This is a genomic window from Salmonella sp. K21076 (assembly GCF_039650795.1).
Lineage (GTDB): Bacteria > Pseudomonadota > Gammaproteobacteria > Enterobacterales > Enterobacteriaceae > Salmonella > Salmonella enterica.
In genome coordinates this window covers 166,525-180,772 of sequence record NZ_JBCLYA010000045.1, presented here as the reverse complement: position 1 = coordinate 180,772, position 14,248 = coordinate 166,525, and the positions used below count along the sequence as shown (strand labels likewise).

The 14,248-nt window shown below is 56.7% G+C and carries 13 protein-coding genes and 1 pseudogene; 2 read left to right on the top strand and 12 right to left on the bottom strand.

Annotation, left to right across the window (positions count from 1 at the left end; genetic code table 11):
- Positions 1-108 precede the first annotated feature (108 nt).
- The 12 genes and pseudogenes from eutG to maeB all read right to left on the bottom strand — a co-directional run bounded on the left by eutG (position 109) and on the right by maeB (position 10,990).
- Positions 109-1,296 (bottom strand): ethanolamine utilization ethanol dehydrogenase EutG, encoded by a 1,188-nt coding sequence (eutG, locus tag AAYN39_RS13635; RefSeq protein ID WP_001147519.1) that lies wholly within the window; start codon positions 1,294-1,296, stop codon positions 109-111.
- Positions 1,286-2,125, bottom strand: a complete 840-nt coding sequence (eutJ, locus tag AAYN39_RS13630; protein ID WP_000929675.1) for an ethanolamine utilization protein EutJ — start codon at positions 2,123-2,125, stop codon at positions 1,286-1,288. The genes eutG and eutJ overlap by 11 nt, the downstream gene beginning before the upstream one ends.
- A 10-nt stretch (positions 2,126-2,135) precedes the next feature.
- Positions 2,136-3,539, bottom strand: a complete 1,404-nt coding sequence (locus AAYN39_RS13625; protein ID WP_001075647.1) for an aldehyde dehydrogenase family protein — start codon at positions 3,537-3,539, stop codon at positions 2,136-2,138.
- A gap of 11 nt (positions 3,540-3,550) precedes the next feature.
- A complete protein-coding gene (gene eutN, locus AAYN39_RS13620) occupies positions 3,551-3,838 on the bottom strand; it encodes an ethanolamine utilization microcompartment protein EutN (RefSeq protein ID WP_001522340.1) in 288 nt (95 codons plus the stop codon).
- Positions 3,839-3,964: 126 nt separating this feature from the next.
- Positions 3,965-4,240 (bottom strand): annotated as a pseudogene (gene eutM, locus AAYN39_RS13615) (ethanolamine utilization microcompartment protein EutM); the annotation flags it as partial.
- Positions 4,241-4,280: 40 nt separating this feature from the next.
- Positions 4,281-5,297, bottom strand: a complete 1,017-nt coding sequence (gene pta / locus AAYN39_RS13610) for a phosphate acetyltransferase (RefSeq protein ID WP_000582913.1) — start codon at positions 5,295-5,297, stop codon at positions 4,281-4,283.
- Positions 5,294-6,091, bottom strand: coding sequence for an ethanolamine utilization cob(I)yrinic acid a,c-diamide adenosyltransferase EutT (gene eutT / locus AAYN39_RS13605; protein ID WP_000997668.1), 798 nt, complete (start codon positions 6,089-6,091; stop codon positions 5,294-5,296). The genes pta and eutT overlap by 4 nt, the downstream gene beginning before the upstream one ends.
- Positions 6,088-6,777 carry an ethanolamine utilization acetate kinase EutQ gene (gene eutQ / locus AAYN39_RS13600; protein WP_000733871.1) on the bottom strand — a complete coding sequence of 230 codons (690 nt, stop codon included), beginning with the start codon at positions 6,775-6,777 and terminating at the stop codon, positions 6,088-6,090. The genes eutT and eutQ overlap by 4 nt, the downstream gene beginning before the upstream one ends.
- Positions 6,755-7,234 carry an ethanolamine utilization acetate kinase EutP gene (eutP, locus tag AAYN39_RS13595; protein WP_000820751.1) on the bottom strand — a complete coding sequence of 160 codons (480 nt, stop codon included), beginning with the start codon at positions 7,232-7,234 and terminating at the stop codon, positions 6,755-6,757. Before eutP ends, eutQ begins: the two co-directional genes overlap by 23 nt.
- Positions 7,235-7,246: 12 nt before the next feature.
- Complete coding sequence (eutS, locus tag AAYN39_RS13590) at positions 7,247-7,582, bottom strand: ethanolamine utilization microcompartment protein EutS (protein ID WP_001031445.1); 336 nt, start codon at positions 7,580-7,582, stop codon at positions 7,247-7,249.
- Positions 7,583-8,062: 480 nt separating this feature from the next.
- Complete coding sequence (tnpA, locus tag AAYN39_RS13585; protein ID WP_048658925.1) at positions 8,063-8,521, bottom strand: IS200/IS605-like element IS200F family transposase; 459 nt, start codon at positions 8,519-8,521, stop codon at positions 8,063-8,065.
- Between the two features lie 189 nt (positions 8,522-8,710).
- Complete coding sequence (gene maeB, locus AAYN39_RS13580; protein WP_000344299.1) at positions 8,711-10,990, bottom strand: NADP-dependent oxaloacetate-decarboxylating malate dehydrogenase; 2,280 nt, start codon at positions 10,988-10,990, stop codon at positions 8,711-8,713.
- A gap of 271 nt (positions 10,991-11,261) precedes the next feature.
- Here maeB and tal point away from each other — a divergent pair, with 271 nt between their 5' ends.
- Positions 11,262-12,212, top strand: a complete 951-nt coding sequence (gene tal / locus AAYN39_RS13575) for a transaldolase (protein ID WP_001072452.1) — start codon at positions 11,262-11,264, stop codon at positions 12,210-12,212.
- Between the two features lie 19 nt (positions 12,213-12,231).
- Positions 12,232-14,232 (top strand): transketolase, encoded by a 2,001-nt coding sequence (gene tkt / locus AAYN39_RS13570; RefSeq protein WP_000087345.1) that lies wholly within the window; start codon positions 12,232-12,234, stop codon positions 14,230-14,232.
- The last annotated feature ends 16 nt before the right edge of the window (positions 14,233-14,248 follow it).

The following is a 14,248-nucleotide window of genomic DNA, read 5'->3' as shown; positions in this document are numbered from 1 at the left end:
CCCTGTCATTTTTGATTTGTAAGCCGGATAAGACGTTTACGTCGCCTCCGGCATTAACGCCGTGTTATTGCCGGATGGCGATGCGAGCACCTTATCCGGCCTACAGCATTACCCGGCAGCCGCGTACAGGTCGATAATCTGTGCCTGTGTGGCGGTGCGTGGGTTACTGCGCAGACAAATATCCTCCAGCGCGGCTTGCGCCCACGCGCTGTAGTGTTCGGGTTTGGCGCCAGCGTCAGCCAGCCGTTTGCTCTGCCCCACTTCGGCAATCAGCTCGCACACCGCCGCAATCGCATCGCGATCGTCCGATTTCTTATTGGTTAACGCCCGACCGATTTGACTGAAGCGCTCGCGGCATACCATCCGGTTAAAGCCCATGACTGTCGGCAGCAGCATGGCGTTGGCCTGGCCGTGCGGAATATGCAGCGCCGCCCCTGGCTGGTGCGCCATCGCATGACACAGCCCCAGACCGGCGCTGGAAAAGGCCATTCCCGCCATACAGGAGGCCAGCAACATATTTTCACGCGCCGCCAGATCCTGCCCATAGCCGACGGCCTTCGGCAGCGATTTGCCAATCATCGCTATCGCGCCAATCGCCAGGCTGTCGGTAAACGGCGTGGCGTTGAGCGCGCTGTAGGCCTCAATCGCATGCGTCAGCGCATCGATACCGGTCATCGCCGTCACATTTGGCGGAACGCCTTCGGTCACGGCAGCATCAAGAATCGCCACATCCGGCATTAGTGACGCGTGTGCCAGCACCTGCTTGCGCCCGCTGACCGCGTCGATAATCACCGTCACGTTGGTGGTTTCTGAACCGGTTCCGGCGGTGGTCGGCACCGCAATCAGCGGCAGACGCGGGCGTAATGTACTGCGCTCGGTCATGGCGCTCAGCGTCTGGTCAGGGTTAGTCACCAGCAGGGCGACCGCTTTCGCCGCGTCCAACACCGAACCGCCGCCAAAGGCCACTACGCCGTCGCACGCCGCCTCACGCAGTTGCGCCACCGCCGCGCAGACATCGGTGATGCACGGCTCGCCTGGCGGACACGGCCAGACCGTCATCGCCACGCCTTTCATCGCCAGGCTGCGTGCCAGCGGCGCGGTCATTCCCGCCTGATGCAGGAAGCTGTCGACCATCACAAACAAATGGCTTACGCCCCGCGCTTGCGCTTCCTGCCCGCAGGCGCCGAGCGCCCCAAGCCCGCACAGCGTGACCGGCGGTACGCTGAACGTTTTCACCCGTTGCAGATTCAGGGTGTTGAATGCCTGAAACAGCGCCGTCTGTAGTTCAGCTTGCATAGAGTCCCTCCGCTTTCGCTCTCCCGCTGTTAGCTATCGCCAGCGGGGTCATAAACAGGCTGTGCTGCGGTAAATGCACCTGTAACTCCGGGAAACGCTGGCGAAATAACGCCTCCACGCCCGGCTGCATACAGGAACCGCCCGCCAGCCATAAATCAGCAATTCCTTGCCCTTCAATGTGGCGAGCAACGATCTCCGCCATCTTTTCGTACACCGGCTTCACTACCGGCCAAATCTCCTGCGCATTGCTGCGCTTGTACTGTTCCGCCTCTTCTAGGGGAATACGGCGGTTGCCCGCCAGCGTCAGGGAGATATGGTGCCCGCCAGTGGCTTCATCGGCGGAGTAAGTCACCTTGCCCTGTTTGACGATGGCAATGCCGGTAGTGCCGCCGCCAATATCCACCACGCCTGCATTATCAAGCGCCAGCAGATCCGCCACCGCCGTCGGTTCATCCAGTACGTGGCTGACTTCTAACCCAGCAGACTCCAGCACGTTGATCGAAATACGCGGGTCGGTGCCCGGTGGGAACGAGGTCGCCGCGTGGGTAAAGCGGCAGCCGAGCTGCTGTTCAAGGGTGTCGAGATGGCGGCGCACGAGGGTGACGGCGCCGAAGAAATCCCAGACGATGCCGTCACGCACAACGTCGGCCCAGTCAAGGCACACCGCCACCGGCTGGGCGTTGCCGTCGACCACCATCGACACCACGTCGCAGGTGCCCAAATCGACGCCCAGCCACAGCGGTGTGTCGCTGGCGGCGGGCGTCTGGTTACACAGGGCCGCCGCTTTTTGCAGTCTTGGGGTGAGCCAGAGTTGTTCGTCGTGCGCCATGAGTCATCCCTTATACAATGCGAAACGCATCCACCAGCACGCATCGACGCAGCCGCACAAAGGTACGCGCGCTGGTCACCCCTTCGCCGGTTGGCGTAGTGATAGTCATGGTGGTCCAGCCTTCTCCGCCCAATCCAAGCCCGGCAATGCACGGCCCGTTTTTGACGAAAATGCTGGTGTCGATGGCGTTCGCCATCTGGTTCATGTTGTCGATATTGCGCGAGTGCATCGCCGCCGTATGGTGGCAACCGCCTTCAAGTTGTACCGCCAGGGCGATGGCATCTTCGACGTTGGCGACCCGCACCACCGGCAGTACCGGCATCATCATTTCAGTGACGGCAAACGGATGGTTAGCTGGCGTTTCCACAAATAGCAGGCGCGTTTGATCCGGGACGTTCAGGCCAATGGCTGCGGCGATTTTGCCCGCGTCACGACCGACCCAGTCACGGCTGACGGTGCCTTTGCCGCGCTCATCAATATTCTTCAGCAGCACCGGCTGGAGCTGTTCGGCCTGAGCGGCAGTCAGTTTCACCGCGTGCTGACCTTCCATCAGACGCATCAGCTCGTCGGCGACGCTATCCACCACAATCAGCACTTTTTCGTCGGCACAGATGATGTTGTTATCAAACGACGCGCCTTTGACGATGGATTGTGCGGCGCGCGGCAGGTCGGCGGTCTCATCCACCACCACCGGGGGATTGCCGGCACCGGCGGCGATCAGGCGTTTATTAGTATGTTTGCGCGCCGCGTCCACCACCGCTTCGCCGCCGGTCACCACCAGCAGGCCAATACCGGGGTACTTGAACAGCCGCTGGGCGGTTTCGATATCCGGGTTCGCCACGGTGACCAGCAGATTTTCCGGGCCGCCGGCGGCGACCACCGCCTGATTGAGGAGGGTGATTGCCCGCTGAGAGACCTTTTTCGCCGCCGGATGCGGGGCAAACACGACGCTGTTGCCTGCGGCAATCAGGCTGATGGCGTTATTGATCACCGTCGCCGCCGGATTGGTGGACGGCGTGACCGAGGCCACCACGCCCCACGGCGCATTTTCAATCAATGTCAGGCCGTTATCGCCGGTCAGCACCTGCGGAGATAAACACTCGACGCCCGGCGTGCCGCGCGCCTGCGCCACGTTTTTGGCAAATTTATCGTCAACGCGTCCCATGCCGGTTTCGCTGACGGCAAGTTCCGCTAATTCTCGGGCGTGTTTTTCGCCCGCCTCGCGAATGGCATGAATGGCAAGCTGGCGCATCGCCACGCTCTTCAGCCCCTGCTGGGCCCGTTTTGCTGCCGCCACTTCGTCATCCAGGGAGGCAAAAACGCCCATCTCATGAACAGTGCTGGCCGGCTGGCTGCTGTCTTTCATTTTCAGCAGCACCGCTTTCACCACCTGTTCAATATCCTGTTGATTCATGATGTTCAGTCCTATTTATGGAAAACCACTTTCCCGCCAGCCACCACTTCATCGACGATGCCAATGACGCACAGATCGACCGGTGATAATTCGCTGCGATGCGCCTGGCGCGCGGAACTGCCGCTGACCAGCAGTACCCACTCTCCGGTTCCCGCCCCGATACTGTCGATAGCGACGGCACACTGCCCGTCGGGGTTGCCCTGGGCATCGATCATTTCCACCATCAGCAATTTGTCATGCGCCAGTCCCTGATGGCGGACGGTACATACGATTTGTCCTGTGACGACTGCCAGTTTCATATCCGCCTCCATGGATTGCCCGTTGGGTCGTAGGCCTTGAATCTGCGCACTATCAGGCAATGGCGCGCATTCATGCCGGATGGCGACGCTGCGCGTCTTATCCGGCCTACCATCAAATGTTGCTGCGCCTTTGAAGCTGATCGGGAACACTTCTTCCAGATCGCCGTGCGGGCGTGGAATCACGTGTACAGAGACCAGCTCGCCAATGCGCTGCGCCGCAGCGGCGCCAGCATCGGTTGCGGCTTTGCACGCCGCCACGTCGCCACGCACCATGGCCGTACACAGGCCACCGCCAATCTGCTTCACACCGACCAGCTTCACGCGTGCGGCTTTTACCATCGCATCTGAGGCCTCAATCAGCGCAACTAGGCCCCGGGTTTCAATCATTCCTAATGCTTCCATCGTGTTTTCCTCTCATTAAAGGGGTCCAGAACGGGACCGTTCATTCAACCAGTGTGTGTAAGCTGCGTTCGCGGCTCACGTCAGCCTGGCGCGGCACGGCTGCCACCAACGCCAGTTCGATAATTTCCTGCACGCTACAGCCTCGGGAGAGGTCGTGAAGCGGCGCGGCAAGCCCCTGAATTAGCGGCCCAACAGCGCGATAGCCTCCCAGACGCTGAGCGATTTTGTAGCCAATATTGCCCGCCTCCAGCGACGGGAAAATCATCACGTTGGCGCGGCCTTGCAGCGGGCTGTCAGGCGCTTTTTGCGCGGCGACCTCCGGTACGAAAGCGGCGTCAAACTGCAATTCACCGTCCACAAGCAGTTGCGGCGCACGTTCGCGAACGAACTCTGTCGCCTGCTGCACGTTGGCAACATTGGGGTGACGGGCGCTGCCGTTGCTTGAAAATGACAGCATCGCCACGCGCGGCTCTTCGCCGGTAATGGCCCGCCAGGTGTCGGCGCTGGCGATAGCGATATCCGCCAGCTGCGCCGCCGTCGGCTGCGGCACTACGCTGCAATCGGCGAACCCTAATGCCGGGCCGGCATACTGCGGCAGCATCAGGAAAATAGACGATAATGTTTTGCACCCGGGTTGCAGGCCAATCACCCGCAGCCCTGCGCGCAGCACGTTCGCCGTTGACGACAGGTTGCCTGCGATACACACATCAGCCTCACCGGCGCTCACCATGGCGGCAGCGAACATTAGCGGGTCGCTAAGCTTTTCCACTGCGTCCGGCGGCGTTTTTTCTCCGGCACGGGCAAGCCAGCGTTGCGCAAAACGCTGGCGCATACTCAGGTTGCTGTGTGGGTCGATGACCTGAATGCCATCCATCGCCATACGATGACTCAGGGCAAACTGACGCAGCGCAAACGGACTGGCGACCAGAACGGGGCGAGCCAGACCGCACTGTTGCAGGTAATGCGCCGCTTTCAGCACGCGTTCGTCCAGCGCATCGGGAAAGACGACTCTGGCGGGGGCGCGTACCGCCAGTTCGCGGGCGCGTTCAATGATCATGGCTTCTCTCCCAACCGTTGTTGAATTTGGGCGACCGTCAGCGGATGTTTCGCCACGCTCAAAATCATCATCACGTAAACCGTGCTGGAGAGACGGTTTAGCGCCTGTAAAATGTCCGGGCGCAAGACCTCAAAACTACGGGTAATAAACACTTGTGCGGCGAGGGTTTCCGTTTCGCGGACTTTGGTTCGCAGCAGATTAAGCAGCGCCGCATCGCGACCGTGGCTGGCCTCCGGCACCAGGTGATCGTGGTCGAGATAGCGCAGCGGCTGGTGGGAAAGCCGATGCAGCTCATCCTCGTTCAGCCCGACGATAGACTGCGCCGCCAGCGGTTCATCTATAGCGTCGGCGCGCATAATGTTGCCCAGCCGCGAGCGGATATCGAAAAGCCACGGCTGCCAGGGTTCCGCCAGTTCGATTTGTAGCCACACGGTCAGCGCGATGGCGCTGTCGAGCGCGGCGCGAAAGCCGAGGCGCGGGTCGCTTTTGGCGACCATTTTGTCCGCCGTCAGATGGGTCAGCGTATCGGGCTTTTTCACCACCGGCTGGCGGCACAGTTCACAGCAGGCCTGTGGGTGCGTATCGCTACTGGTTAAGCCATGTACCGGCTGCTGTTCGTCATCATCGACAAACAGCCGGCCTTGCTGATCCAGAAACTTAATGCGCAGGCGACGACTTTCCAGCAGTTCCCGGGCCGAGGGCGTCAGTCGTGCGTCAGCGGGCAGATGGATTTCCGATCCTTCGCTGAGCGTATGATTCGCTCTGAGCCACGTTTCGGTGATGAAATCGTTCATACGGATTGCCAGTTTGCAGGCCAGGCGACGTACAGAAAGCGCACGGACGTTGGCGTGCCAAATTCAATGCTGGAGCCTTTAGGGATGAACATGACATCTCCGGCTTTGGCAATCATGGTTTCGCCTTCATGGCGTACGTGCAGTTCACCCTCCAGCACCATGTCGATTTCGTCGTAGTTCAGCGTCCACGGGAAAAAGGCGTTGTCCCACTGCATAAACCCGGCGGCCATGCTGCTGCCATCCTGCTCTGTAACCAGATCGGTTAAGCCGACGCAGTGCGGTTCGGCGCCGTCGAAGCGGCCAAATTTCACGCTGCTGCCGTCAATGACTTTCACGCCGCCTTTACCCGTGACGGAGGTAAAGCTCGGCTGCATCGTCCCCAGTTCCAGCGACTGCTTTTCCTTGAGCACTTTTTCCATCAACTGCGCCACCAGGCTTTCAGTAAACTGCCCTTCCGGGCGCTGCGCGATGATGGCTTCCCGAATGCGCTGGCTTTCGCTTTTACACGCCTGCGCCGATGTGGATGCCGGGACGGACTCGTCGCATTCGGTAATCGTGAAGCCCAGTAGTTCCGCCACTTCGCGAGCCTCCGGGGTAATAATGCTGGCGCGCAGCACTACCGACATCGCCTGTTCGCCGCGGGCGTGGGCCGCACGAATATCGTTAGCTGTGATAAGTTTTTTCACCTGCCTCTTCCTCCTGTTCACTGAGAGCCGCCAGATAATCCACCAACTGCCGCACGCTTTGCGGGTCGTGGCCGTTGAGCTCGAAAATCGGCTCCCGGAATCCAATCTCGCAAAGCAACTGCCGCGTAGCGGCGACGTCGGCATCCGGCATGTCCGTTTTGCTGATAACGGCGATATGTCGTTTACGGGTTCCAACATCCAATAACCCGGCAGGTAAGCGACTTTCTTTATCGTTTGCCGCGTGGACATAAATCAGCGTGTCCACATCCTGCAACGTGGTAATTAAGGCGTGATACCAACGGGGATGGCTAAAATATTCACCCGGCGTATCGATATCGCCATGATCATTAAATTCCACGGCCTGCGTTTTTCTGGCGAGGGAATAATTTCCCCGTAACGCGTTAAAAAGCGTTGTCTTTCCGGCGCCGACCGCGCCGACAAAAGCAATACGTTTCATTACCGCCACCAATTAACTTTTTGTTAACTCACACAGGGTGAAGTTTAATAATCGCCCCAGCCCGCTGACCGTCTGTAATAGCGCTTCTTCTACTGCGCCGACGGTGCCATAAATCACCAGCGCGCCGCTAAATCTGTCGAGAAAACCGATGTGTACATCCGCAGCCTTCATCGCTAAATCGCCAGCGATCATGGCCGTTTCCCCCGGCGTTAAGGTCATAATGCCAATCGCGCCAGCATCGGGAACGCCGATCTTTTTCGCCAGTTCTTCACCAGGGTGCGCAATGAGATGCGCCAGCGTGACCTGTTTGCCCGGCACAAATTCCTGAATAATGCGTTCTTTATTCATTGCTCACCGTCTCCACTGAAACTGCCGTCATCGTGGCAATTTTTTGTCGGAGTAAATAACAAAATTCGGCAAGGTGATGTAAAAGGTGAGGTAGATCACTAAGAGAAAGAAAATAAAAGGGACTTCTGTCGAAGGTGTTAACGATAAATATCGTGGTGCATCACATTTTCAGGCGTCATTCTGAATTTAAGCTTGTTCCGCAATAAATACCCACCGGCTATTCTTTGTATTACTATTATTGATAAAAATAATGCGTATCACTCGATTTGTGCATAGTACAGATTCAGTGAAATAAGTAGGGGTAACGCAATAGGTTCCAGAATATCCCCACCCGAGCCTTTCATACCATGGCGAAGCCCAGCGGCGCATAAAATAAATATCCTCCGGCATAGCCGGAGGTTTTTCTGATGCGCCTGTAAGGCTCTCTTACCAGCCGCGCCCTAACAGGCGCATACGATCTGACATTTGCATCAAACTTCGTTACTTACGGCCCGTAAACAGGCTGCCCGGATACGGGATCGATAATTGCTCACCCATTTTATCCTCTTCAAGCTGGTGCTTTATGTAGTCCTGTATCTTCGCCGTATTCTTACCCACCGTATCGACATAGTACCCTCTGCACCAGAACTCCCTGTTCCTGTATTTGAATTTTAGATCCCCAAACTGCTCGTAAAGCATCAGACTACTTTTACCCTTCAGATATCCCATGAAACTCGACACACTCATCTTCGGCGGGATCTCCAGAAGCATGTGAATATGATCTGCACAACATTCTGCTTCCAGAATTCGTACGTTTTTCCATTCACACAATTTTCTTAATATGCTGCCTACTGCCCTACGCTTCTCTCCATAGAACGCTTGTCTTCGGTATTTGGGCGCGAAAACTATGTGATATTTACAGTTCCATCGGGTGTGCGCTAAGCTCTTTTCGTCCCTCATTGGGACCCCCTTTTGATTTCTTGTTGAACTTTTGCAGTTGCCAGACCGCAAGATGTTTTAACAAATCAAAAGGGGTTTTAATAACTGGCTTAAAGCTGAAAGCTTTCCGGAACCCCCAGCCTAGCTGGGGGTTTTCCATAGACAAAAAAGCGCAGGAGAACCTGCGCCAGAAGAGAGAGTAATGCGTTATTAAAGCGGCGTGGTTTGCGCTTCAACTACCGCTAACGCCACCATATTCACGATACGGCGTACAGAGGCGATCGGCGTTAATACATGTACCGGTTTAGACACGCCCATCAGGACCGGGCCGACCGTGACGCCTTCGGAACTGGAGACGCGGAGTAAGTTGTAACTAATGCGGGCGGCTTCCATATTCGGCATCACCAGAATATTGGCGGCTCCCTTCAGCGGACTATCCGGCATCCGGTCATTACGAATACTTTCCACCAACGCCGCATCACCGTGCATCTCACCGTCAATCATCAGATCGGGCGCTCGTTCGCGTACCCGCTCAAGGGTTTCGCGCATTTTGCTGGCGGACAGCGAATTTGAGGAACCAAAGTTAGAGTGCGACAACAGCGCGACTTTCGGCTCAATACCAAAGCGGCGAACGGTTTCCGCCGCCATTACGGCGATCTCCGCCAACTGTTCCGGCGTGGGATCTTCGTTAACATAAGTATCGGCGATAAAAGTGTTGCCGCTTGGCAGCAGTAAGGCGTTCATCGCCCCTGCCGTATGCACGCCGTCACGGTAGCCAAAGACGGCTTTCACGACGCTGAAATGCTCATGGTAGTCGCCGATGGTGCCGCAGATCATCGCATCCGCTTCTCCACGCTGCACCATGATCGCGCCAATGGCCGTATGGTTGCCGATCATCGCACGCTGCGCCTGTTCCTGAGTTACCCCGCGACGCTTCATGATCTGGTAATACTCGCTCCAGTACTCTTTGAAGCGCGGATCGGATTCATTATTCACGATCTCGAAATCAACGCCCGCTTTGATCTGTAACCCCAGTTTCTGGATACGCATTTCGATCACGCTCGGACGCCCGATCAGGATGGGCTTCGCCAGCCCCAGGGTTATCAACTCCTGGGTTGCGTGCAGCACGCGCGCCTCTTCCCCTTCCGGCAGCACTACGCGCTTCGGATCTTTGCGTGCCTGCGAGAAGATCGGCTTCATGAACAGGTTAGTTTTGTAGACAAACTCGGTCAGTTTATCGATATAGGCATCAAAGTCAGCAATCGGGCGCGTCGCCACGCCGGAATCCATTGCCGCTTTCGCGACCGCCGGAGCGATTTTGACAATCAGACGCGGGTCAAACGGTTTCGGAATAATGTATTCCGGCCCAAAGCTCAGGTCCTGATCGCCATAGGCCGAGGCCACCACTTCGCTCTGTTCGGCGTGCGCCAGCTCGGCAATCGCACGGACCGCCGCCAGTTTCATCTCTTCGTTGATCGCCGTCGCGCCGACGTCCAGTGCGCCGCGGAAGATAAACGGGAAGCACAATACGTTGTTCACCTGGTTCGGATAGTCGGAACGACCGGTACAGATGATGGCGTCCGGACGCACTTCTTTCGCCAGCGGCGGCAGAATTTCCGGTTCCGGGTTAGCCAGCGCCAGAATCATTGGCGCGCGGGCCATTTTCTTCACCATCTCCTGAGTCAGCACTTTCGGGCCTGAACAGCCGAGGAAAATATCCGCGCCGTCAATGACCTCATCCAGCGTGCGCTTGCCGCTGTCGTCTACCGCATAGGCCGCTTTGGTCTCCGCCATATTCGGCTCACGGCCTTTGTAAATAACGCCCTTAGAGTCGCACACCACGATGTTGTGCTTCTGCATCCCCAACGCGACCAGCAGGTTCATACAAGCGATTGCCGCCGCCCCTGCGCCGGAGACGACCATCCGCACGTCGGAAATATTTTTCTCTACGACTCGCAGGCCATTAAGAATGGCGGCCGTACTGATGATCGCCGTTCCGTGCTGATCGTCATGGAAAACCGGGATGTTCATGCGCTCGCGCAGTTTCTGCTCAATATAGAAACATTCCGGCGCTTTAATGTCTTCGAGGTTAATGCCGCCAAAGGTCGGCTCCAGCGCTGCGACCACATTGATAAATTTGTCCGGATCAAGCTCATCGACTTCAATGTCAAACACATCGATGCCGGCGAATTTTTTAAACAGAACGCCTTTGCCTTCCATGACCGGCTTGCCGGCCAGCGCGCCGATGTTGCCTAACCCCAGCACCGCTGTACCGTTGGAAATGACCGCGACAAGGTTGCCGCGCGCGGTGTATTTGTAGGCTGCCAGCGGATCTTTTTCGATTTCCAGGCAGGGCGCCGCCACGCCTGGCGAGTAAGCCAACGCCAGATCGCGTTGGGTGGCAAGGGGCTTAGTCGGAGAAACCTGAATTTTACCGGGTACCGGAAATTCGTGGAAATCAAGGGCGCTTTGTTTTAACTGCTCATCCATTTTGTTGTTCCTTTCACGTATCGTTCAAAAAGTGACGCGGCCTGGTGCGCCGCACATTATCACCGTACTGCGCAACACAAACTTTGAAGGTCTGCAAACTATCACGACGCGGCGCAAGAGTTTGTTATCAACTTATAACAGCCATGTTACCTGCTTATACCAGCAATACCATGCCTGTCTGCTATGCTTTTTGGTTATGTAGTGTATCAATCTTTCAGAAGTGTGAATCAACACACTCATCTAACACTTTACTTTTCAAGGAGTATTTCCTATGAACCAGCTAGACGGCATCAAACAATTCACTACCGTCGTCGCCGACAGCGGCGACATCGAGTCCATCCGCCACTACCAGCCGCAGGATGCCACGACAAATCCCTCTTTACTGTTAAAAGCCGCCGGGCTTGAGCAGTATGGTCATTTGATTGAGGATGCGATTGCCTGGGGAAAAAAACACGGCGGTACGCAGGAACAGCAGGTTGCGGCAGCCAGCGATAAACTGGCGGTTAATTTTGGCGCGGAAATACTGAAAAGTATTCCCGGTCGCGTCTCCACTGAAGTCGACGTGCGGTTATCGTTCGATAAAGAAAAAAGTATCGAGAAAGCACGCCATCTGGTGGATCTCTACCAGCAGCAGGATGTTGATAAATCACGCATTCTGATCAAGCTCGCCGCGACCTGGGAAGGTATTCGCGCCGCCGAACAGCTCGAAAAAGAAGGCATTAATTGCAACCTGACGTTGTTGTTCTCTTTTGCCCAGGCGCGCGCCTGCGCCGAAGCGGGCGTCTATTTAATCTCTCCGTTCGTGGGCCGAATTTACGACTGGTATCAGGCGCGTAGTCCGCTGGAGCCGTATGTCGTGGAGGAAGATCCCGGCGTGAAATCGGTACGCAATATCTACGATTACTTTAAACAGCATCGCTATGAAACCATCGTGATGGGTGCAAGTTTCCGCCGTACTGAGCAAATCCTCGCGCTAACCGGCTGCGATCGACTGACTATCTCCCCTAACCTGCTTAAAGAGCTGAAAGAAAAAGAAGAACCGGTGATCCGTAAACTGGTGCCTTCCTCGCAGATGTTCCACCGTCCTACGCCAATGACGGAAGCGGAGTTCCGCTGGGAACATAATCAGGACGCGATGGCCGTAGAGAAGCTGTCGGAAGGTATCCGCCTTTTCGCCGTTGACCAGCGCAAACTGGAAGACCTGCTTGCCGCCAAACTATAAACCTTGCATGGAGTGATTTATGTCCCGTAAAGACCTTGCCAATGCGATTCGTGCGCTGAGCATGGATGCCGTTCAAAAAGCCAATTCCGGGCACCCCGGCGCGCCGATGGGGATGGCGGATATCGCTGAAGTGCTATGGAACGATTTTCTTAAACATAACCCCACCGATCCGACCTGGTATGACCGTGATCGTTTTATCCTTTCCAACAGTCACGCCTCCATGCTGCTCTATAGTCTGCTGCATTTAACCGGGTATGACCTGCCGCTGGAGGAGCTAAAAAACTTCCGTCAACTGCACTCTAAAACGCCTGGTCACCCGGAGATTGGCTATACGCCTGGCGTTGAAACCACCACCGGGCCGCTGGGCCAGGGGCTGGCGAATGCCGTCGGGCTGGCGATTGCCGAGCGTACGTTAGGCGCACAGTTCAACCGGCCGGACCATGAGATTGTCGACCACTACACCTATGTCTTTATGGGCGACGGCTGTCTGATGGAGGGGATCTCGCATGAGGTGTGTTCGCTGGCTGGTACGCTGGGACTGGGCAAACTGATCGGCTTTTACGATCACAACGGCATCTCCATTGATGGCGAAACCGAAGGCTGGTTTACCGACGATACAGCCAAACGTTTTGAAGCCTACCACTGGCATGTCGTGCATGACATTGACGGGCACGCTCCGGAGGCGGTGAAAAAAGCCATTCTGGAAGCCCAGAGCGTAAAAGATAAACCTTCGCTAATTATCTGTCGGACGGTGATAGGTTTTGGCTCGCCGAATAAAGCCGGGAAGGAGGAGTCGCACGGCGCGGCGCTGGGCGAAGAAGAGGTGGCGCTGACCCGCCAGAAGCTGGGATGGCATCATCCGGCGTTTGAGATCCCAAAAGAGATTTACCGCGCGTGGGATGGCCGTGAAAAAGGCGAGAAAGCGCAGCAGCAGTGGCAGGAAAAGTTTGCTGCTTATGAGAAGGCTTATCCTGAGCTGGCCGCGGAGTTTACCCGCCGGATGAGCGGCGGATTGCCGGAGGCATGGGAATCCGCCACGCAAAAATTTATTAACGACTTGCAGGCTAATCCGGCCAAAATCGCCACCCGTAAAGCATCGCAAAATACGCTCAATGCCTATGGTCCCCTGTTGCCGGAACTGTTGGGCGGATCGGCGGATCTGGCGCCGAGCAACCTGACTATCTGGAAAGGTTTGACCTCGTTGAAAGAGGATCCGGCAGGTAATTACATCCACTATGGCGTGCGCGAATTCGGCATGACCGCCATTGCCAACGGCATCGCCCACCACGGCGGCTTTGTACCGTATACCGCCACGTTTCTGATGTTTGTCGAATATGCGCGTAACGCGGCGCGTATGGCGGCCTTAATGAAAGCCCGGCAGATTATGGTCTATACCCACGACTCCATCGGTTTGGGCGAAGATGGCCCGACGCACCAGGCCATGGAACAACTGGCGAGCCTGCGCTTAACGCCTAACTTCAGCACCTGGCGTCCCTGCGATCAGGTTGAGGCGGCAGTCGGTTGGAAGCTGGCCATTGAACGTCAGCACGGGCCGACGGCGTTGATTCTCTCGCGGCAGAATCTGGCGCAGGTGGAACGCACGCCGGAACAGGTGAAAGCGATTGCCCGCGGCGGTTATATTCTGAAAGATAGCGGCGGCAAGCCGGATATCATTCTGATCGCTACCGGATCGGAAATGGAAATTACCCTCCAGGCGGCGGAAAAATTGACTGGCGAGGGGCATAACGTTCGGGTGGTGTCGTTGCCTTCAACGGATATTTTCGATGCGCAGGACGAGGCATATCGCGAATCAGTGCTACCGGCGCACGTAACCGCCCGCGTCGCGGTGGAGGCCGGTATAGCCGACTACTGGTATAAATATGTTGGCCTAAAAGGCGCAATTATCGGCATGACGGGATACGGTGAATCCGCCCCGGCTGACAAACTGTTCCCGTATTTTGGCTTTACCGTGGAAAATATTGTGGAAAAAGCCCGCCGGGTGCTGAACATCAAAGGCTAAGGCGGGCGTTAGCAAC